This is a genomic window from Gammaproteobacteria bacterium (genome assembly GCA_041395445.1).
Taxonomy (GTDB): Bacteria; Pseudomonadota; Gammaproteobacteria; order Xanthomonadales; family Marinicellaceae; genus NORP309.
In genome coordinates this window covers 327973-349469 of record JAWLAO010000003.1, presented here as the reverse complement: position 1 = coordinate 349469, position 21497 = coordinate 327973, and the positions used below count along the sequence as shown (strand labels likewise).

General features: G+C 39.0%; 23 protein-coding genes and 1 pseudogene. 4 read left to right on the top strand and 20 right to left on the bottom strand.

Translation table 11 applies throughout. The features are described from left to right. Positions 1-66: 66 nt before the first annotated feature. The 15 genes from R3F25_07360 to R3F25_07290 all read right to left on the bottom strand — a co-directional run bounded on the left by R3F25_07360 (position 67) and on the right by R3F25_07290 (position 12748). Entirely contained in the window at positions 67-711 is a 645-nt protein-coding gene (locus R3F25_07360; protein MEZ5496632.1) for a hypothetical protein, read from the bottom strand. A gap of 397 nt (positions 712-1108) precedes the next feature. Beyond that, positions 1109-1630, bottom strand: coding sequence for a ferritin family protein (locus tag R3F25_07355; protein ID MEZ5496631.1), 522 nt, complete (start codon positions 1628-1630; stop codon positions 1109-1111). Further along, entirely contained in the window at positions 1627-3480 is a 1854-nt protein-coding gene (locus tag R3F25_07350) for an FAD-dependent oxidoreductase (protein MEZ5496630.1), read from the bottom strand. Before R3F25_07350 ends, R3F25_07355 begins: the two co-directional genes overlap by 4 nt. Beyond that, entirely contained in the window at positions 3480-4622 is a 1143-nt protein-coding gene (locus R3F25_07345) for an NADH-quinone oxidoreductase subunit D (GenBank protein ID MEZ5496629.1), read from the bottom strand. The genes R3F25_07350 and R3F25_07345 overlap by 1 nt, the downstream gene beginning before the upstream one ends. Then, the gene (locus R3F25_07340; GenBank protein MEZ5496628.1) at positions 4619-5248 is read right to left on the bottom strand and encodes an NADH-quinone oxidoreductase subunit C; all 630 of its coding nucleotides are present in this window, start codon (positions 5246-5248) and stop codon (positions 4619-4621) included. The genes R3F25_07345 and R3F25_07340 overlap by 4 nt, the downstream gene beginning before the upstream one ends. Next, positions 5245-5955 carry an NADH-quinone oxidoreductase subunit NuoB gene (gene nuoB / locus R3F25_07335; protein MEZ5496627.1) on the bottom strand — a complete coding sequence of 237 codons (711 nt, stop codon included), beginning with the start codon at positions 5953-5955 and terminating at the stop codon, positions 5245-5247. Before nuoB ends, R3F25_07340 begins: the two co-directional genes overlap by 4 nt. Positions 5956-5962: 7 nt before the next feature. Further along, entirely contained in the window at positions 5963-6850 is an 888-nt protein-coding gene (locus tag R3F25_07330) for an NADH-quinone oxidoreductase subunit H (GenBank protein MEZ5496626.1), read from the bottom strand. Continuing rightward, positions 6847-8745, bottom strand: coding sequence for a proton-conducting transporter membrane subunit (locus tag R3F25_07325; protein MEZ5496625.1), 1899 nt, complete (start codon positions 8743-8745; stop codon positions 6847-6849). The genes R3F25_07330 and R3F25_07325 overlap by 4 nt, the downstream gene beginning before the upstream one ends. Beyond that, positions 8742-10211 carry a proton-conducting transporter membrane subunit gene (locus tag R3F25_07320; protein MEZ5496624.1) on the bottom strand — a complete coding sequence of 490 codons (1470 nt, stop codon included), beginning with the start codon at positions 10209-10211 and terminating at the stop codon, positions 8742-8744. The genes R3F25_07325 and R3F25_07320 overlap by 4 nt, the downstream gene beginning before the upstream one ends. After that, a complete protein-coding gene (locus R3F25_07315; protein MEZ5496623.1) occupies positions 10208-10663 on the bottom strand; it encodes a sodium:proton antiporter in 456 nt (151 codons plus the stop codon). The genes R3F25_07320 and R3F25_07315 overlap by 4 nt, the downstream gene beginning before the upstream one ends. Then, positions 10660-11373 (bottom strand): MnhB domain-containing protein, encoded by a 714-nt coding sequence (locus R3F25_07310; protein ID MEZ5496622.1) that lies wholly within the window; start codon positions 11371-11373, stop codon positions 10660-10662. Before R3F25_07310 ends, R3F25_07315 begins: the two co-directional genes overlap by 4 nt. Then, positions 11366-11632, bottom strand: coding sequence for a hydrogenase subunit MbhD domain-containing protein (locus R3F25_07305; GenBank protein ID MEZ5496621.1), 267 nt, complete (start codon positions 11630-11632; stop codon positions 11366-11368). The genes R3F25_07310 and R3F25_07305 overlap by 8 nt, the downstream gene beginning before the upstream one ends. Beyond that, the gene (gene mnhG / locus R3F25_07300) at positions 11629-11964 is read right to left on the bottom strand and encodes a monovalent cation/H(+) antiporter subunit G (protein MEZ5496620.1); all 336 of its coding nucleotides are present in this window, start codon (positions 11962-11964) and stop codon (positions 11629-11631) included. The genes R3F25_07305 and mnhG overlap by 4 nt, the downstream gene beginning before the upstream one ends. Then, on the bottom strand, positions 11961-12248 hold the full coding sequence (locus tag R3F25_07295; GenBank protein ID MEZ5496619.1) for a monovalent cation/H+ antiporter complex subunit F: 288 nt from the start codon (positions 12246-12248) through the stop codon (positions 11961-11963). Before R3F25_07295 ends, mnhG begins: the two co-directional genes overlap by 4 nt. Further along, on the bottom strand, positions 12245-12748 hold the full coding sequence (locus R3F25_07290) for a Na+/H+ antiporter subunit E (GenBank protein ID MEZ5496618.1): 504 nt from the start codon (positions 12746-12748) through the stop codon (positions 12245-12247). Before R3F25_07290 ends, R3F25_07295 begins: the two co-directional genes overlap by 4 nt. 217 nt (positions 12749-12965) lie before the next feature. Between R3F25_07290 and R3F25_07285 the strand changes: the two genes are divergently transcribed. Continuing rightward, the gene (locus R3F25_07285) at positions 12966-17327 is read left to right on the top strand and encodes a glycosyltransferase (GenBank protein ID MEZ5496617.1); all 4362 of its coding nucleotides are present in this window, start codon (positions 12966-12968) and stop codon (positions 17325-17327) included. A 57-nt stretch (positions 17328-17384) separates the two neighbouring features. On the opposite strand, the gene R3F25_07280 is transcribed toward R3F25_07285, so the two are convergent. From R3F25_07280 to R3F25_07260, 5 genes are all read right to left on the bottom strand, one after another. Then, a complete protein-coding gene (locus R3F25_07280; GenBank protein MEZ5496616.1) occupies positions 17385-17753 on the bottom strand; it encodes a hypothetical protein in 369 nt (122 codons plus the stop codon). Positions 17754-17900: 147 nt separating this feature from the next. After that, complete coding sequence (locus R3F25_07275; protein MEZ5496615.1) at positions 17901-18512, bottom strand: M56 family metallopeptidase; 612 nt, start codon at positions 18510-18512, stop codon at positions 17901-17903. 117 nt (positions 18513-18629) lie between these two features. Then, positions 18630-18962, bottom strand: a complete 333-nt coding sequence (locus R3F25_07270) for a hypothetical protein (protein ID MEZ5496614.1) — start codon at positions 18960-18962, stop codon at positions 18630-18632. Between the two features lie 13 nt (positions 18963-18975). Beyond that, positions 18976-19365: a BlaI/MecI/CopY family transcriptional regulator gene (locus R3F25_07265; protein MEZ5496613.1), complete on the bottom strand. Its 390-nt coding sequence runs from the start codon at positions 19363-19365 to the stop codon at positions 18976-18978. Positions 19366-19497: 132 nt separating this feature from the next. Further along, a complete protein-coding gene (locus tag R3F25_07260) occupies positions 19498-20007 on the bottom strand; it encodes a hypothetical protein (protein MEZ5496612.1) in 510 nt (169 codons plus the stop codon). A 298-nt stretch (positions 20008-20305) separates the two neighbouring features. Here R3F25_07260 and R3F25_07255 point away from each other — a divergent pair, with 298 nt between their 5' ends. The 3 genes and pseudogenes from R3F25_07255 (at position 20306) to R3F25_07245 (ending at position 21460) form a co-directional block, all read left to right on the top strand. Continuing rightward, positions 20306-20665 (top strand): transposase, encoded by a 360-nt coding sequence (locus R3F25_07255; GenBank protein ID MEZ5496611.1) that lies wholly within the window; start codon positions 20306-20308, stop codon positions 20663-20665. Positions 20666-20675: 10 nt separating this feature from the next. After that, a pseudogene (locus R3F25_07250) lies at positions 20676-21317 on the top strand (transposase). Beyond that, positions 21212-21460 carry a transposase gene (locus tag R3F25_07245; GenBank protein ID MEZ5496610.1) on the top strand — a complete coding sequence of 83 codons (249 nt, stop codon included), beginning with the start codon at positions 21212-21214 and terminating at the stop codon, positions 21458-21460. Before R3F25_07250 ends, R3F25_07245 begins: the two are co-directional and overlap by 106 nt. Positions 21461-21497 lie beyond the last annotated feature (37 nt).

The following is a 21497-nucleotide window of genomic DNA, read 5'->3' as shown; positions in this document are numbered from 1 at the left end:
AAGACCAGTAAGTGCCAGCTTCATAAGGTGAAGTTTTGAATTATAGTTTTTTAAACCACTAGCTGATTATTCAAAACCATTGGCAAAAATGAGTTCATCCGGAAAATAGATAGCTCCGGTGTTGGTTCTGCCCATAATTGTATCACCACCCCAAATGATCATGCTATCTCCTGCCCAAACACCTGTATGGCGGTCTCTGCCTGAAGGCGCATTATTTGATCCGGTTGCAGTCCAGTTCCCATCAACCACATATCTGCCTCCGGTATCAAAATAACTAAAACCACCCCAAACAATCATTTCTGACCCAGCCCACACAGCTGTGTGATAGTAGCGAGCTTGTGGAGCATCCGCTGAGCTCATTGTCAGCCAAATATCAGATTCCTGAGATAGGGTGTTTTTAGCTAAAAATTCTTTGTCATTGTGAAATTTTGGAATGATGTAATCAAACTCGGTGGTTTCCGGCACTACTAATAGATTCTTCTGGTCTCTATATGTTTTTGTAACGTTAGTATTTTTTCTCCATAAGTTTTTAACCACAATTGGGCGAACCAAACATTCTACAATGGAGTTTGCATTATTATCAAAAAGACTAAAATATTGATTCAGACGAGTTGCATTTTTAGTATCTCTAACAATACGATTCAACTCATTTTGTAGGTTTTCGGAACTAATTGAAGTTTTATCATAGTCAGACAAGAGCTGCTCTTTCACTAAAATATCATTAATATTTTGCTTTATAGTTTTTAAATCAGCTCTATCTTGGAAAAGAGGTTTAGGGGTTTTGTTATGTTCCGGCCAGATTGTGTGAGATCATTGCAGCTCTTGAACTTTGAGCTGACAGGATAATTGCTTATCTAAATAACCTTGTATGTCGAGCTGTTTCCAATCATTTGCATTCGCACTAACAAGACAACCAAACAAAATGATTGAACTGAGTATTCTTGAAATTTTCATCATTTGCCCCTCGTATTATTTTTATGGATTTTTTCATTTATTCTTCTATCAAATAGAAAAAATCATGAAACATCAAGCCGAAAGGCTAATGTTTCACTAAAATAATACTTCAATTAGGGAAATATTGCTACCCGAACGCCTTTACAGCTCTAAATCAGTTACCCGGACCGCCACTATGAATAATTTCGTAGTATTTCTTTTCCAGCTCTAATTTATGTTCGGCTTCTTCAAAGGCTAAAAACTGAAAAGTGTCTTTGAGTTCACCTTCGGGGGCGTTATCTGCAAGTTCCTGATATTGTTTCATCGCGGCATCTTCACGAGCTAATGCGTATTGCAAGATGCTTTGATCATCAGGTTTGTCACCCAAATCCAGCAATTGCACAAAGTCTGAGAATTTGTGATCCTCGGTTGGTGTTTTGATTCTTTTTTTGAGTTGTTTTTTAACATTCGGACTATCTTTCAGGCTACTGAATAAATCAAAATGTTCCTGTTCCTCTTCTGCCAACTCTTCAACCAAATAGCGAAGATTTTTACTGACTTTTGGAACTAGGGCAGAATAAAAATCTCTAGCCGTTTTTTCGAATGAAATTGCAACATCCAGAATTTCTTCCAGAGTTTTCATCCCTTGCAGTTTTTTATAGGATTTACTGTGACCTTCTTTATGTTTTTCACTCATGATTTTTTCTCTTTCCGTAAATACTTATCAATATCTGTTGCCACTCTGTGACCATCAGCAACTGCATGAATCACATCCGGACCGTTGACCATGTCGCCTGCTGACCATAACCAATCTACAGATGTTGAACCATTTTCATCAACCTGAATCCGTCCCCGATTCCATTCCAGTTCTTCAGTCAACTCTTCGCCAAGTACCGAAATGTCAGCCATTTGACCTATGGCTTCCACAACCATTTCTGCTTCATGAAATTGTTTGTCAGAATCATCGTATTTAGGAGCAAAACGACCTTTCTCATCGAAAATAGAAACCACTTTGACTGTTTCTAAACCTGTGAGTTTACCATTTTTATCAACAACACATTGCACAGGTCCTCTGGCATCCAAAATGGTTATGTCTTCTTCTTTGGACTCTTTGACTTCCTCATCGTCTGCCAAAAAGTTTTTACCCAAGGTTTCCAAAGCTGAAACAGTAATTCCGACTTTGCCGAATTTTTGCTTTTGTAAACGAGCCAGAGAACGCGCAATATCCATCGCCACATTACCACCACCAATCACAACTGCTGATTGAGGAATTTCAAATTCTTCACCTTTTGGAATCATTCTTAACAAGTCAACAGCCTTTTTGACATTTTTATTGTCACTTCCGGGAATTCGTGTGGAGCGACCATTTTGCAAGCCAATTGCCAAAACCACAGCATCATTTTCTTTTTGTAGTAGTTGCATAGTGATATCTTTGCCGATTTGAACATTGTACTGAATATCAACGCCAACCGATTGAATCACTTCAATATCCTGATCCAGGCGGTCTTCAGGAAGCCTGTAATTGGGTATGCCATATCGAACCATTCCGCCACCTTTCGGTTGAGCTTCGTACACAGTAACTTTATGACCCTTTTTTGCCAAATCAAAAGCGGTTGTTAAACCCGAAGGTCCTGCACCGATAATCGCAACTCGTTTACCTGATTTTTTCGTAGCTTTACCTTTTTTGGCAATTTGCTTGATTTTGGTTTTGGGAACATGATCCATTGCAAAGCGTTTTAACCAACGAATTGCTATGGGTTGTGAGGTTTTCACTCCATCTTCTCCAACCCGGCCTAATGAACAGGCGGATTCACAAATATGTGTACAAACTCTTCCGCAAACATGTGAAAAAGGGTTAGTTTCATACATCCATTCAACCGCTTGCTCCAGATTTCCTTCATAAATCGAACGAATATAATTCGGAGCATGCATGTGTGCCGGGCAAGCATCTTCACATAAACCACAATCCACACATCTTGATGCTTCTTCAACCGCCATTCCCATGGTGAAGCCATCAACAATTTCATCAAAACTATCAATTCGGTCTTCGGGCTTCATCTCCTGCATCGGACGACGTTCTCTGTCGAGCAAATCGCTGTCTTTGGTTTTGGTCCAGCCTTTTTCAAAATTTAGCCCATGAATACCGCTTTCCTGTGGAAACACAAAATAGCTATCTGTCTCATCTCCGTCACAGGTATGAACATACTCTCGGGATAGCTCTATGGCACTGGTCGGACAAATATCAACACACAAAGCACACCAGCAACAACGACCATAATCAATTGCCGGACGTAAATTACGAATACCTTTGCTGGCGTCTTCTTTGATGGATGGAACTTCAACCATTGTGATAGCGGCATTGTCACAAATTTTTTGACAAGAGCTGCATCCAATGCATTTGTCCATATCATTGATATGAAAACCTCGATAACTGGCACTTGCCGGTCGGGGTTGTAGTTTTTCAGTAATTGGCTTACGGGCAAAAAACTGTAAATTTTTTAAAGGATTTAATATGCTGCCTTTGTCTTTGTATTCTATTTTTTTCATTATCTGTCAACCTCCGGTGGACATGCATCCAGAGAAAACATGATTTGTGCAACGTCTTCCAACCGAGCTCCTTTTGCCAAATGTTCCAGTGTTTGAACCGCATGCATAGATGATGGCCCTCGAACATGAACCCGATATGGCTTATCTTTTCCGTTGGAAACAACATAATATGCCAATTCTCCTTTGGATGATTCCACTCTTGCATAAGCCTCTCCCGATTTAACATTCCAGGATAATGGATTTGGAATTGCGGTTCGGATAGGGCCATCAATACTCGGCAGTTTTTCAATCACCTGACGAAGAATTTTGATACTTTGAAACAGTTCATCCCGTCTCACCAAAATTCGTGAGTATGCATCTCCATGTTGTTGTGTTGGTATTTCAAAATCAAGCTCGTCATAAACCAGGTACGGGTCATCTTTACGAATATCGAACTCCAAACCACAGGCTCTCAAATTTGGTCCCGTTACACCGAGTTCCAAAGCCTCTTTTTTGCTCAATATTCCTGTATTTTTGGCTCTTTTGACAAAAACCTGATTGGTAAACAACAAGTTATCATAATCGTTCTGACGAGACTCGAGGTAATCCAGCAAGTTACTTAGTTTTTGTAAAAATCCATCAGGCAACTCACGACGCACTCCACCGGGAATGTTGTAAATGCTATAAACTCGACCACCGGTAAATTCTTCAAACAAATCCAAAACCAAATCACGATCCGCCACACCCCAGAACATCGGTGTGTACATTCCGGTCGTCGCCGCATGACCACCAAATGTGAATAAATGAGCCGCAACGCGAGATAATTCCAATTGCATCACCCGAATCCATTGCGCTCTTCTGGGAGCTTCTATACCCATAATTTCTTCAACTGCCATGGAATAAACCACTTCCATCGGAGCCGGATCGGGAACACAAATCCTCGGAACCAATGCCAGATTTTGAATCCATAATCGACCTTCCATGAGTTTTTCAAAACCTCGATGAAGATAACCGGCATCGGCGGTACCTTTTACAATAGTATCGCCATCAAGCAATAATCTGAATGCGTAGTTTCCTTCTATTCCGGGATGATTCGGCCCAATGAAAATTTCATATTCGTTACTGTCACCCAACTGAACAGCCTGATAATTTTCCGGTCTCATGATTTCCACCCCTTGACATTGTCTTGCTGTTTTTTCTTGTCTCTTTCGCGATGTGTGGACATATTATGTAATTCTCCGGATAAACGAATTTCTTCCGGCTTAATCGCAATTCCTCCGCCTTGCTGTTCCAACTCTTGCAACCAGTCAGGGTTATATTCCGTCCAGTTGAAGGTGTTTTGCACATAACTTTCGGAATCAAAATCTTTCAGCATTGGAGGAACCCCATGCCATTCGGTGAGAATAAACTTTTCCATTCTGGGACTACCGATGAAAAACACGCCATACATTTCATAAATATCCCTTTCAAAAAAATCAGCGGGCTTATAAAGGTCATAAACCGAAACAAACTTGGCTTTTTCCCTGTCGATGCGGGTATGCACAGAAACTAAGCAGTTTTCTTCATAAGACCAAACATGATAAACCAGTTCAAACTCACCATCATCAATCCAGTCCACACAGCTGATAGCAGATAAGTGCACAAAAGATGCCTGACCTTTTAGCAACTCCAATACCGTTGTTAACGAATCGGCAGTCACATCCACACGAATTCTGCGTTCTCTTTTATGCAGAATTTTGACATCGTTTACCTTTTTCAAAATTTCATCAATGGATTTATGCTTGTTCATGGCTTCATCCTAATTTTCATTTCTTGGGGCAAGAGTGGTTTCTGAATTTTCAGCAACTGATCGGTATGTTTGCCATAGGTTTCTTTCGTTTCTAGTCCGTATAGTTTTGCCTCAGCAATAATATCCGTCGGTGTTTGCCAGTCATCACCAAACAAGTGCTGTTGGTTTCCTAAATAATAATCATATCGGCGGAAGTAGTCTTTCCATGCACTACCTTTTTGCTCTTTGCGATCATTCTTGATATTGTTTTTCAGGCGTTTCAATCCTTCAATCACCGCTTCCGGGCGTGGCATACATCCGGCGATATAAACATCAACCGGCAAATACTCATTGAGTTTTTTGGCAGTAGCATAACTTTGCCAGTACATTCCGCCATTGACGGTACATGAACAAATTCCTATCACATATTTTGGCGACTGCATTTGCTCATAAGTGAGAATCACTCGTTTCAAGGTTTTGACAGAAACATAACCGGTAATCAACAGAATGTCCGCTTGTCTTGGGGTGACCATTGGCTGAATTCCCAATCTTTCCATGTCAAAACGAGAAGTCATCGCCGGAGGTAATTCAATTGCTCCACAGCCGGTGCAGTAATGCAACATAAAGAGTGATTTTGACTGACAAAAACTAATAAAATCGTCAAAAACCCGAGCCAGAGGATTGGTTCTCTCTGTTGCTTTTTCCTTTATTTTCAATTCTTTTTTCATCTTTTTTCTACAATATGAAAGCCAGACTAATCAATGCCAGCATTACAGGCCATTTCCACATGAGTCGCACAACATCCTCTGTTTTATATCTTGGAAACATAAAAGCAATGCTCATCGGTATGGCAACAACAAAAAAGGCTTTTGGTAAAAGTTCCAGCCATGTGGTGCCACCGCCAAGAAACAGCGATGCATATAAAACGCCGGCTGTATAAAGTTGGAATGATTGCATAACAAACAAACCACCCATATATTTTCCACTCATTTCAACCATTGGTCCGGTGGCTATTTCGGCTGGTGCAATGTAAATTTCAAATGGCTGTTTGCCGAGCATTCCTTGCAAAGCAAACAATCCGGCAATTGCCAGCAGAGGCATTTCTACAATTCCCCATTGATGGGTTTGTTGATATTCAAGCATACCAACCAAACTAGTACTCTCATAGTGCCATGCAGCTCCGAAAACGATTAAAATAAATGGAATGTCATACGCCAGCATCGCTGTTAACGCACGCGAAATACCAATCGAGCCATTGGGATTAGCACATTGTCCTACGCCCAATGCCATTCCAAGTGATGGAATCATCAAGAAGTAAGACAAAGTAATAATTCCACCTTTATCAGCGATTCCATCCATACCCGGAACCGGTAACAGCAACTCAGCACCAATATAACCACCAACAGCCATGACGATGCCAATATCGTGAATCAAACCGTGCGAAATTTGTGTATCTTTTCCATACAGTTTGATAATGTCATAAATCGGTTGAAAGAATGGAGGACCAATCCGACGTTGCAAGCGAGCTGAAATTTTTCTCATCATTAAAACCATCAGCAAACCAACAACAAATGCAACCAAAGGCATTAACAATAATTCCGCCAAGAGTTCAGAATAATTCATGATACAACTCCTGCATAGTTTTTATACACCACATACAACCCTGCCAATACAACTGCAACCAACAAAATCACCGGTTGACGACTTCGGTACATATTCTCAAATAAAGCGGAGATAAAGCTGACAATTGAGACTAAAACACCTTCGAACCATTTAAAACTTCCCCGATACCATGTACCAATTAAGTGCATCAAACCCGGGTAAAAATTATTCGAATAGTGATAACGCACATCTGAACTCAGGAAATGTCCTCCAGCATAATTGTCAAATTGATGAACTCGCTTGGACTTCCCTCCAAGAAGATAGAAAATGACAGCTCCAACAGCAAAACCGTAAAACAGAATTCCGCTCACCCAAATCATGTCTAAACCACCTTTAGCAAAAACGATTCCACCAAGTGTATATTCAACAGCCGGCAATCCAATAGATTCTTGTACCGAAGCAATCCAAGGCATTATCAAGCCCGGCATAAACCCGGTAATGAAAACAATCACCGAAAGACCCAACATTGGAGCCATCATGCTCCAGGGAGCTTCCCGAACTTCTCGATGTTCCATTCGTAATTGTCCCAAAAATGTATTATGGATGAGCTTATAGACTGAAAGAATAGTTCCTAAAGTTCCTAAAACAGCTGCCACAAATAACAATGGCTGACCATTGACTAAAAGTGAACGATAAACCATCCACTTGGAAACAAAACCATTCATTGGTGGTAAACCAGCCAGTCCAATAATACCAATCAACATTACCAGAAAACTCAATGGCATTTGAGTCACCAAACCACCCAATCTGTTCAAATCAGAAGTTCCGGTTCGATAAACCACAGCCACAACAGTTAAGAACAATGCTGCTTGATAAGAAGCGTGATTGAGAACATGCATCAGACCACCAGCACTTCCAATGCTGTCAAACATCATGATACCCAACAACATATATCCACCTTGTCCAACACCATGCCATGCCAGCAACCTTTTCGCATCATGTTGCTGTAATGCAATGTAAGTCGGAATAATTGTTGTGAGTGCAGCAATCCAGGCAATGATATTTTGCATATTGATAGAATCTGCACCAAATTTCATTTCTGCCAGATTAGACAAGCCAACGAGTTTAATAATAACCAGAACAATCGCAAATAACCCCATACGTGAAGAAATCGCTCCTAAAAATGCCGCTCCTGGCCCTGGGGTTTCGGCGTAAGCAATCGCTTGCCAAAGATGAAATGGCAACAAACCCATTTTAATTGCAAAGCCTACAAACAATAGTACAACCAAAATCACTTGTCCTAAAAAGCTTACGCCTTGAAAAGCAATATAAACCGCTTTAAACTCAAACGATCCGCCTGCGGTATAAATCACCACCATCGCTGCCAACAAGGCCATAGCTCCGGTCATTGCATAAATCGCATATTTAACAGCCGCTTTTTTGGCTTCGCTTGTTGGACGCAAAATCATCATGAAGAAACTCGCCCAACTGACAAACTCCCAACCGATGAAAAGAGTGAGTAAATCACTGCTGGCAAGCAACAGGAACATGCTCAAAACATTGGCGATTAAAGCAACTTGCAACATTCCATAATTCCCGCCTTTTTCACGATAATATCTTGCCCAATCACCGGACATAAAAATTGATGACGCCAAAGCAGCAACAATCGTAATAATTGCAAAAAACCATGAAAGCGAATCAAATTGCCAGCTTAATTTAAATCCTAATATTTGGTACTGAAACCCAGAAACAATAGTTGTATTCTCATAAGCAACTCCTGACATCAATATCAGTATGAGAGTCAATGACAAATACCACAGCGGCGATAACTTGTCGTTGATACGATAATTTCGTAATGCTGTAATAGCGATAAAAGCCAAACCGGAAACAATCAACAATTTATCAAGAAGACTCATGACTGACCTCCTGATTTTGGTTGATCCATAATAGTTTCGATATAATTTTCTACATTAACCGACTGTCTGGACATATCTTTCAACCGATCCGATATAGGTGAAACAAAGGGCATTGATACGACAACTATCAAAGCAAAAAATTTGGCATACAGCAAATTCATACCAGAAGTTGATGTTTGATGAGGTTCGATGATATTCTCATCACCCTTCTGATATATAATCCGCACCAGTTTAAACAAATAGGATGCCTCTATAACGGTAGCAAACAACACAACGCCGATGGCAAGTTGGTATAAAACATCACCCTGTTGAGCCAGATTGATAACCAACATTAACTTAATCCAAAATCCCGGAAATGGCGGAATTCCGAGTAGCGAAAAAATAAATATCAAAAACACAGCTCCCAGTATCGGAGATTTTCGAGCCAAGCCTTTAAGTGTACTAAATGAGCCGTGCATCGAATCTGCAAGTAAAAATAAACCTCCTTTCACCAACAAATGATGCAGCATCAAACCAACTGCCAACCAAAGACCAATTGTTCCGGATAATGAAAGCGCTACAAAAATCAAACCAAGTTGAGCAATTGACGAAAACGACAACATACGTGTCACATCTTTCGCTCGCCAGGCAACCATTTCACCACTGAGCACACCCAAAATGCCAACAATCAATAACAAATCCAACGCTACGTCGACTTGGAATAACATGAGCGAGACCCGTAGAATCAAAACGACAGCTAATTTGGAAATCAATCCTGCAAGCAATGCTGACAATGATTTGGATGACGTTCCATACACTTCAGGGACCCATGAATTCACTGGAAACATCTCTGCTTTTACACCCGCACCAACTGCAATCAGGATAAATGCTGATAAACCGGCTAAACCATGAAGTTTCCCAATCATAGTTGCCAAATGAGCAATATTCAAAGTGCCTGTTATCGTATAAATTATTGCAATTCCAATCAATAACATCACCGAACCGGCACAACTAACAAAAAGATATCTCAATGCCGCTGCCGGTGCTGCTTTGTGAGATTGATTGGCAACCAAGCCATACGTCGCAACTGCAAGTAGCTCATAGAACACATATAAATTGAACAAATCAGAACTCAGAACCAAACCAAATGAAGACGCTGCCAAAAGCATATAAAGTGATTGTTGTCTAACTGGCGTATATTGCCCCCAAGGCCAAACTACTAACAACATGGCAGCAATTATCGCCGAAAACATCAGGCTGAAATGATCAACATAGAAAACGATTCCAACCGGAGGTAAAAAGCCTCCTATAAAGATTGCGAAACTGTCTCTGCCTACCACACTCCATTGCAAGGCAACAAAGACCAATACAAATGCTAAAACCGCAGGACCTAGCAAACGAGAAACCGTTGTTGAAAATCTTGCAACCACAGGAATTAAGAACGCTGCCAACAATGGCAAAGCAATAAGTAAAATCATTTTATTCATTGCCCTACTCCTGTGCTTTCGGTTAGTTTCTCAGGAGCTTGATAACTGCCGGGAGCTGAAACCTCGTTGGAAACAGCAATGTCTTTTTCAAGTTTTTCACGAATTTTTCGCAAATCCAGTGTTCCATAATTTCTTTTCACTCTGAAAATCAAAGCCAGAGCCAAAGCCTGAACGCCCACTCCGATAACAATTGCTGTTAAAACCAACGCCTGAGGAACAGGGTCATTCATAACAACACCGGCTGACATTCCATCCGTAACAATCGGTGCCACACCGCCGATGCGAACTCCTGATAACACCAACAATAAATTAGCTCCTGCTTCCAGAAGAACCAAAGACAGCAAAATACGAAAGACATTTTGCAACATCATCATACCAAACAAACCAATCAGACTCAGAGAAATGGCTCCAAAATACAATATGTTTTCAATTGTAACTTCAATCGACATCATGCTCTTTCCTCCTCGCCATTGAGCTCAAAGAGCAAACCTGCAAGTTCAGCACCCACTTTTAAACCGACTGCCAAATAAAGTAACGGAAGAGTTCCAGCTGACCAAAGACTACCAAACTCGCCTTTGCCAAGAAGCGGTTGCAAAAAATTTCCATCAGTAATCAAAGCCAAAACTCCAATTAAAATAAAACTGAACCCCGCAAATCCTTCGATGAGTGTGATTGGATAATGGTCTGTTTTTTCTCCACTTGGTTTTACAATCGACCTCATAGAGAATGCAACGGCCAACAAAACTCCTCCCTGAAAGCCACCACCGGGAGTCAAATGTCCATGGATAATAATGTACATTCCAACCACTAACAACATCGGAAAAATCAAATCCAATGATTGAAGAACAACAAACTGCTTGTACTCTTTTGCTTGCCCAGACTTTTGTGTCCTAACAGAATCAGCTGAATAACTTTTCCCTAACAACAACCCAACAACTGAAGCAGCAGCAAACAATATCGACAACTCACCTAAAGTATCCAAACCCCGATAGGCTAAAACAACCGATGTCACAATATTGGCAGAACCCACTTCTTGTTGTGCAGAACCCAAAATCGCTTTTCCGGCAATCATTGGATTTTCAGCGATTGGCAAATAGCCAACAATAACAAATAGCAGAAAACTCAAACCGGCAATAAAAAGTAATGATGTGTATTTAGTCATTTTCTTCTCCATGAGAGTCATCGGTTTGGTTGAAGCCCAATCGTTTTAAACCTAATGCCAAAATCAAACTTCCAAGTCCTGCCCCAATGGCTGCTTCCGTCATTGCCACATCCGGAGCTTTTACAATCGCAAAGATTGCAGTCAAAGCCAAAGATACTACCGAAGTCGCTACAACCGCTGCTATCATATTCGGAACAAACAATACCATGACCGCAGCCACAAGCATGATAAATACAATCAACGCCACAACCCAAATCATTCTTTTGACCTCCCTTTTTGTTCCGGCTTCGTTTTCGCCAATCTTTTCTTATGCCAAACTTTAGTCCCACTTCGATAAAAAGCTCTGCTGATTGCCGATGAACTCACAGGACTGGTTAACAAGACAAATCCAAGGATTACCAGCAATTTACTCCACCATTGAGGATGAATGAAAATAATTCCAACCACCACACCGATTGTTCCCAGAGTCACAGCTTTGGTCCCAACCTGAATTCGGTTATAAACATCCGGCATTCTCAGCAATCCGACTGCACCTAACAAAATAAAAATCGCTCCTATCAACAAGAAGACATTACCAATCAAATTCATCATGACTTTTTATCCTCTTTTTCAGCGGAGCTTTCTTTTGACTCAAGAACCTTAGCCAAAGCAACGATTCCCACAAAAGACAAAACCGAATACACTAAAGCGATGTCCAAATAGAGAGAACTTTCGAAAAACATCGACAAGCAAAGCAAAACTACTGTCGCAATCAGAGCCAAAGCATCAGCACTTACGATTCGATCTTCTGTTGTTGGGCCAAAGACCAGTCTAAGTAAAACGAATGATGCCGCCATGGCTATCAAAGTGAAAGCAATTATCTGTAGCACCATCATTTCACAAACCTCTTGAGATATTTTTCAAACTGACCAATGATTTCACCGGTAATTTTTTCCATATCCACGCCTTCGGGACAATCAATCCAGTGAACCAATAACTTATCATCACTAACATCAACGGTCAGTGTCCCGGGAGTCAAAGTGATGCTGTTCGCCAAAAACAGTTTTCCTAAGTCAGACTGCATGCTCGTTTTGATTTCCACCATTTGCGGGTGGATATGCATATTCCTTGAAAGCACTCTCTTTGCCAAATCCAAATTGGCTTTTAACAGCGCATACAAGAAATAAAACAAATAAGCAACTACACCAGGGAAAACCCCCAAATGCAATCTTAAACCATTAAGTATCTGCATTCTTGGTGCGGTAATCACACTGACAACAACTGCAATTACGAAACCACTAACCAACTCATCAGTTGCAAATGTTGCCGTCAACATCAACCACAAAACCATACAGATAAGAAAAACGCTAATATAGGGAACGGATTCTTTTTTCATATTTAATTATTTAAAAACCTCTCCTGAACAATAGGCAAAGCACAACTCTCAACTCGCCTCACTGTCATACTAACACACCTATTCATTCTGCACATTGGTAAAACGCCCTAGAATGACGAGATTTTGACCCTTGTCAATGTTTCCCAAAACGTATTTTATTTATGAAATATTTTTGAAACATTAATTCAGCCCAGAATTGATTTGCTATAATCCGCCAATGCAAAAAATCAAACCCTATTTAGCTGTTTTTAACACTGATAATGAATTTCAGCTTTCAAGCTCAATTATCAAAGAGTGCCGAAGCATTCAATTTGAGGAAAAAGAGTTTAACGATGACCTTCGCCAGAAAATCATTGCTAATACTGATCATTATTCACCAATTATCATATTAAATGCAAAGGCGAAGTTGCCTGCTTTTTGGTTTGAAAGACTGATGGCAACTATTGTCACAGAACTCAATACTCTACTTTGCTCAGCACAAAGTTGTAAAGTTAATCGTTTGTCACCCCTCCAAGGCGGCGATGTATTTAACGGATCTGTTGAACAACTTGATAATTTGATTTATTTGTTACAAACACCAAGCACTCTTTTTTGTGAAGAAATAAATACAGAGTGCTTTATTGTTCGTAATCACTCTGTTCTAGAACAACTGGATTCTATTCAATATAAAGTTTGTAGCAATTTGTTGGTTCAAAGTCACAATGACAAAAACGTTAAATTAACCGACAAAATTGATATAGGAGACCAACGACCGCTACCCGCTCACCCTCTTGCAGCATTACAGTGGAGGCTAAAAAATTATCCGGAAGTGGAAAACAAACTTCTTGGTTACCCTATTTTGGATAAAAAACCTGTTATGTTGCACATCTCAATGTCATGGGGTGGAGGCGTCTCAAAATGGATTAATGATTATTGTGCTCACGAAACTGAATACAATCACATTGTTTTAGCTTCCTATGGCGAACTTTACCGGAATCGACACGGAGAAAAACTTCAGCTCCATTATGGGAACGACTCCGGAATAACGATAAGGAACTATGAATTACAATCTCCGATTAAAGCAACATCTATAGTTCATGAGGAATACAAAAATATTCTAGATAAAATTCTTGACGAGTTTCAAGTTCAGCAAATCATGGTTTCTAGCCTTATCGGGCACAGTATGGAGTGTCTGCAAACCCCAATTCCAACTGTAAAAATCTTTCATGATTACTTTCCTTCATGGCCGAGTTTAATTGCAAATCTGGAAAACGACATACTAACCTCAGTTGATATTGATACCGCATTGTTAAACACTGCGAGTGAACCTTTCGGAGAAATTAGTAAAGAGACCTATCAAAGCTGGAAAGAACACCTACATGGAATCTTTGAAAGAAAAAAAATCACATTAGTTGCTCCAAGTGAGTCAGTAAAAAACAATCTTAAAAAAATTGATGTTCAACTAACAAAAGAAATTCATGTTATCCCTCACGCTTCAAAAAGTTTAATACCAATATCATATAACAAAAAATATAAATCTTTTCGCATATTGGTACTTGGTAGAATCAATCCTCCAAAAGGACAAATGCTCCTCGAAGACATTATGGAACAATTAAACAATAGTTTCCGATTTGTTTTTTTGGGGGCCGGTAATGAGGGAAAAAAATATCTTAGTAACAAATCTATTTCTGTCGTCATGGATTATAACCAGAGTGATTTGCAACATTTACTTGAGAAATACCAACCGGATATTGCACTGATTACGTCTCAGACCTCTGAAACGTACAACTACACTTTAACAGAACTCCAACAAGCCGGGATTTGCACGCTAAGCACAGATTTTGGAGCTCTGAAAGAAAGAATTGAAAATAATGTCACCGGCTTTATTTGTGAGAATAATTCCAATTCATTTGTCGAAAAAATTATTCAACTCAAATCAAACCCTGAACATATACTTAAAATCAGAGAAAACCTTAAAACCAAAAATTTCCCAAGTTTTGAAGAACAGATTAGCTCCTTCAAGAAATTATTCTCTAAACACAAAGTGTGTTCATACAAATTAAATGAATCACAACCAGATTTAAAAATCTGGGCAACTCAATTGCAAAATTTAAATACAAAAAATCTACAACTTAAAACAGAACTTGCTGATACAACAGATTATTTAGAAGAACGCACTGTCTGGGCGAAAAACCTCACAAAGGAACTAAAAAAAGCTGAAAAAAACATCGAGCTAGAGAGACAAGAAGTCAAAAAAATTAAAAATACTCTTAATAAAGAAACAAGTCGTTTAAACAATGAAATTGCTCACATTAATCAAGTTCTAAAAAAAGAAACCAACAGACTTGAAGATGAAATTAATAATTTAAATAGTGAGTATGAAAAATTAAATTATAATTTTGAGAATGAGATTATTGCAAAGCAAACCCTGTTTAACGAACTACAATCTGTTTATCAAAGTCGTTCCTGGAGGGTAACAAAACCTATGAGAAGATTCACCACCTGGGCACGCCATAAACGCAATGCACTAAAATTCAGATGGACTCAGCTGAGGTCTTTGCCCACAAGATTGTTTCGTAGTTTGAAAACTCGTGGAGTTGGCAGAACCTTTAAACTCATTAAAGGAAGAGTTTCAAATTATCATCCAGAAATCAAAAAAACAGCTCCTGTCAAAATCAGTAATGACTATAAAGCATTCGAGATTAAAACAAACAGACAGCCTTTTGTTTCAATCATTATTCCTGTTTACAATCATTTTGAACACACCTATCAATGCTTAAAGTCTATTTCCGAAATGAGTGAGAAAACTGAGTTTGAAGTGATTGTCATTGATGATTGTTCAACAGATGATACTGAAAATCAGATAAAAATGATTTCAGGAATTCATTATCACCGCCAGAAACAAAATGGTGGATTTATTGAATCCTGTAACACAGGTGCGAAACTTGCAAAGGGAAGATACCTGTTATTCTTGAACAATGATACCGTTGTTTATGACTTATGGCTGGATTCACTCATTAATGTTTTTGAGGATTATCCGGATGCCGGTTTGGTTGGTAGCAAACTGATATATCCAAACAATCAACTCCAAGAAGCCGGTGGAATTATTTTTTCAGATGCCTGTGGTTGGAATTATGGCAGACTCGGCAATCCTGAAGAACCGCAATATAACCATGTGCGTGAGGTTGATTACTGTTCCGGTGCCAGCATTCTTATTTCAAAAGAACTCTTTGAAGAACTTGGACGATTTGATGAAAGATACAAACCGGCCTATTACGAAGACACTGATTTAGCATTTGCTGTTAGAAATATTGGGAAAAAAGTTTATTATCAACCGGCTTCTGTTGTGACACATTTTGAAGGAATTTCATCAGGAACTGATTTAACTCAAGGAGTTAAAAAGTATCAAGTTGTCAATCAGGAAAAATTCAAACAAAAATGGGCAAATCAACTCGCATTGCAACAAAAATCAGGTAGTGATATAGAGTTGTGCCGAATACACGGACAACCAAAAAGAATTTTAATTTTTGATGCTTGCACACCAACACCGGATCAGGATTCGGGTTCATTACGGATGATGAATCTGATTATTATTCTAAAAGAATTAGGTTATCATGTGATTTTCATGCCTGAGAATCTCAGTCATAATGACAGGTACACTGAAGAGTTACAACAACTCGGTGTTGAGTGCATTTACACCCCACATATCACCAATCCTGTTGACTATCTAAAAGATAAAGGAAAGTATCTTGATGCGGTTATCCTGAGCCGTTATTATGTTGCTGAACAAGTCATGCCATTTATTCGAGAATACTGTCCAAAAGCTCAAATTATTTTTGATACTGTTGATTTACATTATGTCCGTGAACGACGAATGTCTGAGATTTCCAATGATAAAAAACTGGCTTCGATGGCTGAAAAAACTCGTGAAAAAGAACTCGATGTTGCTAAAGCCTGTGATGTTACATTAGTGGTGAGTCCGTATGAAGTTGAAGTTCTTGGAGATGAAATCCCTCAGAGCGATGTCAAGGTTTTGACCAATATCCATGAAATATACGGATGTCGCAAACCCTATTCTACTAGAAAGGACATTATGTTTATCGGTGGTTATCAACACACCCCGAATGTGGATGCGGTTTTATGGTTTGTTGAAAAAATATTTCCTTTGATTATCAAACAACTTCCTGAAATCAAATTTCACATTATTGGCTCAAGAGCTCCCAAAGAAATCCAGAATCTTGCGTCGGACAATATCATCTATCATGGATTTGTCGAAGATATTGAACCGTTTATGGATGACATTCGTATTGCCGTAGCTCCGCTTCGTTACGGTGCCGGTGTCAAAGGTAAAGTCAACATGAGCATGAGTTATGGCCAACCTGTCGTTGGTACTAAAGTTGCTGTCGAAGGCATGTACACACAAGAAGGGGTTGATGTCCTAAAGGCTGAAACTCCTGAAGAATTTTCCAATCAAGTTGTCCGTCTGTATCAGGATGAAAACCTCTGGAACACCATTTCAGAGGGCGGCTTAAAAAATGTTGAAAACTATTTCAGCTTTGATGCTGCTAAAAAGTCAATTCAAGCAGTGTTGAACTCATAAAAAAACCCTGTCTAGTTTTATACTAAGACAGGACTTTTTATATTTTCTAAATAATAATTACTGTTTTCTGAATTCTTCCCTTTGCTTTTGAATCTGTTCTCGGGCTCTCAAAATTTCCTCTCTTTCCTGTTTAAGTTGTTTTTCGATGGCTCCCATATCTATATTTTTTAATTCCATTGCTATTTGTTTTTTCGCCTCCACAATTTCCAGCTTAGCTTTCTCCATATCTTTTACTGCTTGCTTTTTAACTAGCTCCAACTCCTTAGATATTTCTTCTCTTTCTTCTTTTGATAGTTTTTCAAACTCTTTTACCTCCTTAAGTTCTAATAGTTGCAATTCAAGACTCTCAAGCACACCAAGCTTCTCTACATCTAGTTGATCAATTGATTTGACGAGTTGCTTCTCAATCTGTTTTAAATCAAGCATTTTGAAGTTCTTCAGTTGTTGCTCTGCTGCTATTAAAGCTTTTTCAGCTCCAAGTAGCTGTTCCTCCGTCAGTATTTCAAGCTCTTCTTTACTAATAATCCCTTCATGAATAGAAGGTGCTTTTGGAGCTTTGGGAAAATCAGGTGCTTACGGCTTTCCCTCTTCATCTAGGGGACTAACAGGTGTTACAGGTTTATTCGGTAAAGGAGCTTTTACACTTGTGAGTTCAGAATTATTTTCGCTCTTAGTTGCTGCAGTCACTCGGCTACAACCAATGGTGATAAATAATAAATTCAGCGTTAAAACAAATAATGTTGTTTGCCATAGTTTCATATCATTTCTCCTGGAGTTTGTTAATATTTTTGTTAAGCGTTTATATAGTTGGCTTTGAGCAGCCATTGCAGTGGTGTGGTATTGGGGTTTGCTTTGATGAAAATACATCAACGCACCTGCATAATCAGAAGGCAACACACCTGTGTTAATAACACTCTCATCACAGGCTTGTTCAAAGTGTTCCAATGTTTGTTTTCTGAAATACCATAGCAAAGGGTTGAACCAAAAGAAACAACATGTCAGTTTGCTGAGTTGCATCCAAAGCCAATCTGTTCTGCGAACATGAAACAGTTCATGTGCCAAAGCTAAACGGGTTTTTACAAAAGATGTTTGTTTTGCCGGTATCATGATTATTGGATTCATAACTCCCCAAGTCATCGGAGAGTCAATTTCTTTACTCTGGAGAAGTAAAGGAGTGCTTTTTATATCATGTGTTTGGCAAATAGATTCAAAAAACTGAATGACGCTCTAGTCGGTGATTTGAAATGATTTCTTGCGTAAAACTCTTAACTGCAATGTCTGTCTGGCAAATTGCAGAATAAGCTACATAGTTATTAAAGCGTATGCGATGAAAATAAAATTATATGTTGGCTTAACAGTTTCAAACTTGTCGGAAGTTATCTGCAAGTGTTTAAGCTGTTCATTTTGCAAATCAATCGCCGGCGAGTCATATTTTATCTCAGACAATAAGGGTAAATTGATAAAAGAGTAGTAATTTAAAACCGGAATTATCAACACAATGATAAAGCTTATCTGCCACAATAATGCTTTAAACCACGCCGGTAACCGAAAATTCATTTTTACAATTAATAAAACCATTAATACCGGAATGAGCATTTTTCCAATTAATAAAATTAAATTAATGTTTGCTGTCATCCAATTTTCCATATCACCTCCCCTCCCTCTTTGCTTGTTCTATCAGATCTGAGATTTTCTCAAGTTCATCAGTACTCATGCTTTTCTTTTCCATTCCTAGTAATGCAGAAACGGCAGCAGCCGGAGAGTTATTAAAAAATGTTTTTAACAACCCTGATAGAGCATCGTGTTTTGCATCTTCAGTTTCAATAACCGGTGAATACAAATATCTTGCTCCATCTTGGCGAAATTCCAAAACCTCTTTATTCACTAATCGTGTCAACATTGCCCGAATTGCGGAGTAACTTGGGGGGTCTGGAATATGTTTAAGAATATCTTGGGCAGAAACCTCGCTTTGTTGATAAACGATGTCCATGATTTGCCGTTCGCGGCGACTGAGTTTTTTTAATTTATCTTTTTTCATAAAGTGCTACAAAATTAGCATAATGCTAAAATTGTAGCACTTGTTTTTAAAAAGACAAGTATTTTCAAAAATATTTAAGAAAAATTCACTCTGATTTATTTAATCAATGCCTAAACAACTGTGTAGAAATACTTAAGAAAAGTTTATTAAATAGGGAGATATTTGTTTGATAAAAAGGAAAATCAAACCGAGACTAGCAAAGAATAAAGCTCTTAAAAACCGAACTCTTTTTAAGTCGCGAAGCACCGAAACTTTGAATAACTCGTAGCTCAGCTCCTGTTCGATATCAACTTCATCCAGCTGATTTACATATTCATCAACTGACACAACTTCAGAAGGATGAAAATAAAACAGGGCTTTCACTGCTTTTCTTCCTCTTTTAACACTGGGAGCCATTTTACGAGTCGGATAGAGAACCGCAGCAAAAAGTATCAGAGGAAAAATGATAATTGCCCACATCATGATGATATCAAGCGGTGCATTGAATAATGATTGAGTTTGGACTTTGCTGATAGCACCGATGGTAAAAAGATAGCCGATGCTGACAATCTGTGCTTTGGTGTCATAATTCCGAACATTATCCTGCGCTTCCTTCAAAGCAGCATACAAAAATTTTAATTTTTCATCTTCTGTTGATTGCATAACTTCTAATCTTAAATTTTTTTAATTGCCATTATTTAAGTAATGGCTTGGATTCTACTCTTAAAGGAAAATCCTTCAAAATAAAAATTTAATTACAACTGTATTTCATACTGAAGAAGCCTTTCTTATAGAATTTAGTAACATATTGTAACTTGATTATAATCAACAACTATATCAATAATGATTGTCAATGACTCTGACTCCGATTGATAAAGATAAACAGCTTTTAGGTTTTTTGGAGCACTGTAAATAAATCTGTGTATCTGCTTTAATTGAAATTTGTTAAAGTAGGTACATTATGAAAAATAGAAAAGAACTTGAAGCCTTAGGCAAAGAACTTGCCAAAGGTATAAAAACTCAAAAGGATTTGGCTGAATTCAGCCAAATCCTGAGCAAAATAACTGTTGAAGCAGCCCTCAATGCTGAATTGGATGACCATCTTGGTTACGATAAAGGGGGTTCACGGATTTCCGGAAATGCCCGCAATGGATACACTTCCAAAACAGTGAGAACCGATACCGGAGCATTTATTCTGGACACCCCTCGTGACCGTGATGGGGAGTTTGAACCGGAACTCATCAAGAAGAACCAAACCCGGTTCACAGCCATGGATGACAAGATTCTGAGCCTTTATGCCAAAGGCATGAGTACCCCGTGAAATCGTTGATATGTTCCAGGAACTATACAGTGCTGACATATCAGCCGGCCTGATTTCAAAGGTCACCAATGCAGTCATCGACTTAGTCACCGAATGGCAGTCCCGCCCATTGGATGCTGTTTATCCCATTGTTTATCTGGATTGTCTGGTGGTTAAGGTTCGACAAGATCGAAAAGTAATCAACAAGTCCGTTTATCTTGCTTTGGGCGTTAATATGGAAGGTCATAAGAGCTTTTAGGCATGTGGCTTGCTGAAACTGAAGGTGCCAATTTGGCTGGGAGTCCTCACAGAATTGCAAAACAGAGGCGTTAAAGATATTCTCATTGCTTGTGTTGATGGATTAAAGTTTCCCGAAGCCATTGAGACTGTTTATCCTGATACACAAATCCAGCTGTGTATCGTGCACATGGTGCGCAACTCCATCAAGTATGTTCCATACAAGGATTACAAGGCAGTTACAGCTGATTTGAAGAGCATTTATAAATCCATCACAGAAGATGAAGCTTTGCTTGCATTGGATAAATTCTGTTCCAGTTGGGACGGTAAATATCACAGATTGGCAAATCATGGAGAGCAAACTGGAACAATCTCAACACCTTTTTTGACTACCCTGAAGATATTAGAAAAGTCATTTACACCACAAATGCGATAGAATCACTCAATAGTGTTATCAGAAAGGTGATTAAAAAGCGTAAGATATTCCCTACTGACGATTCTGCCAAAAAGGCGATATTTTGGTGTAAAGAGGGCTTCCGCAAATGGACTATGCCCATCGCAACTGGAAGCCTGCTTTGAATCGTTTTGTGATAGAATTTGAAAGTCGCTTAGGTGA

Coding starts and splice junctions, on each gene's coding strand:
- R3F25_07355 (MEZ5496631.1), bottom strand. CDS start 1,630: ATGAGTGAAAAACATAAAGAAGGTCACAGTAAATCCTATAAAAAACTG.
- R3F25_07330 (MEZ5496626.1), bottom strand. CDS start 6,850: ATGAATTATTCTGAACTCTTGGCGGAATTATTGTTAATGCCTTTGGTT.
- R3F25_07295 (MEZ5496619.1), bottom strand. CDS start 12,248: ATGATGGTGCTACAGATAATTGCTTTCACTTTGATAGCCATGGCGGCA.
- R3F25_07290 (MEZ5496618.1), bottom strand. CDS start 12,748: ATGAAAAAAGAATCCGTTCCCTATATTAGCGTTTTTCTTATCTGTATG.
- R3F25_07315 (MEZ5496623.1), bottom strand. CDS start 10,663: ATGATGTCGATTGAAGTTACAATTGAAAACATATTGTATTTTGGAGCC.
- R3F25_07285 (MEZ5496617.1), top strand. CDS start 12,966: ATGCAAAAAATCAAACCCTATTTAGCTGTTTTTAACACTGATAATGAA.
- R3F25_07270 (MEZ5496614.1), bottom strand. CDS start 18,962: ATGACAGCAAACATTAATTTAATTTTATTAATTGGAAAAATGCTCATT.
- R3F25_07255 (MEZ5496611.1), top strand. CDS start 20,306: ATGAAAAATAGAAAAGAACTTGAAGCCTTAGGCAAAGAACTTGCCAAA.
- R3F25_07265 (MEZ5496613.1), bottom strand. CDS start 19,365: ATGAAAAAAGATAAATTAAAAAAACTCAGTCGCCGCGAACGGCAAATC.
- R3F25_07280 (MEZ5496616.1), bottom strand. CDS start 17,753: ATGCTTGATTTAAAACAGATTGAGAAGCAACTCGTCAAATCAATTGAT.
- R3F25_07345 (MEZ5496629.1), bottom strand. CDS start 4,622: ATGAGACCGGAAAATTATCAGGCTGTTCAGTTGGGTGACAGTAACGAA.
- R3F25_07325 (MEZ5496625.1), bottom strand. CDS start 8,745: ATGAGTCTTCTTGATAAATTGTTGATTGTTTCCGGTTTGGCTTTTATC.
- mnhG (MEZ5496620.1), bottom strand. CDS start 11,964: ATGATGAATTTGATTGGTAATGTCTTCTTGTTGATAGGAGCGATTTTT.
- nuoB (MEZ5496627.1), bottom strand. CDS start 5,955: ATGAAAAAAGAATTGAAAATAAAGGAAAAAGCAACAGAGAGAACCAAT.
- R3F25_07260 (MEZ5496612.1), bottom strand. CDS start 20,007: ATGCAATCAACAGAAGATGAAAAATTAAAATTTTTGTATGCTGCTTTG.
- R3F25_07340 (MEZ5496628.1), bottom strand. CDS start 5,248: ATGAACAAGCATAAATCCATTGATGAAATTTTGAAAAAGGTAAACGAT.
- R3F25_07310 (MEZ5496622.1), bottom strand. CDS start 11,373: ATGACTAAATACACATCATTACTTTTTATTGCCGGTTTGAGTTTTCTG.
- R3F25_07305 (MEZ5496621.1), bottom strand. CDS start 11,632: ATGATTTGGGTTGTGGCGTTGATTGTATTTATCATGCTTGTGGCTGCG.
- R3F25_07320 (MEZ5496624.1), bottom strand. CDS start 10,211: ATGAATAAAATGATTTTACTTATTGCTTTGCCATTGTTGGCAGCGTTC.
- R3F25_07350 (MEZ5496630.1), bottom strand. CDS start 3,480: ATGAAAAAAATAGAATACAAAGACAAAGGCAGCATATTAAATCCTTTA.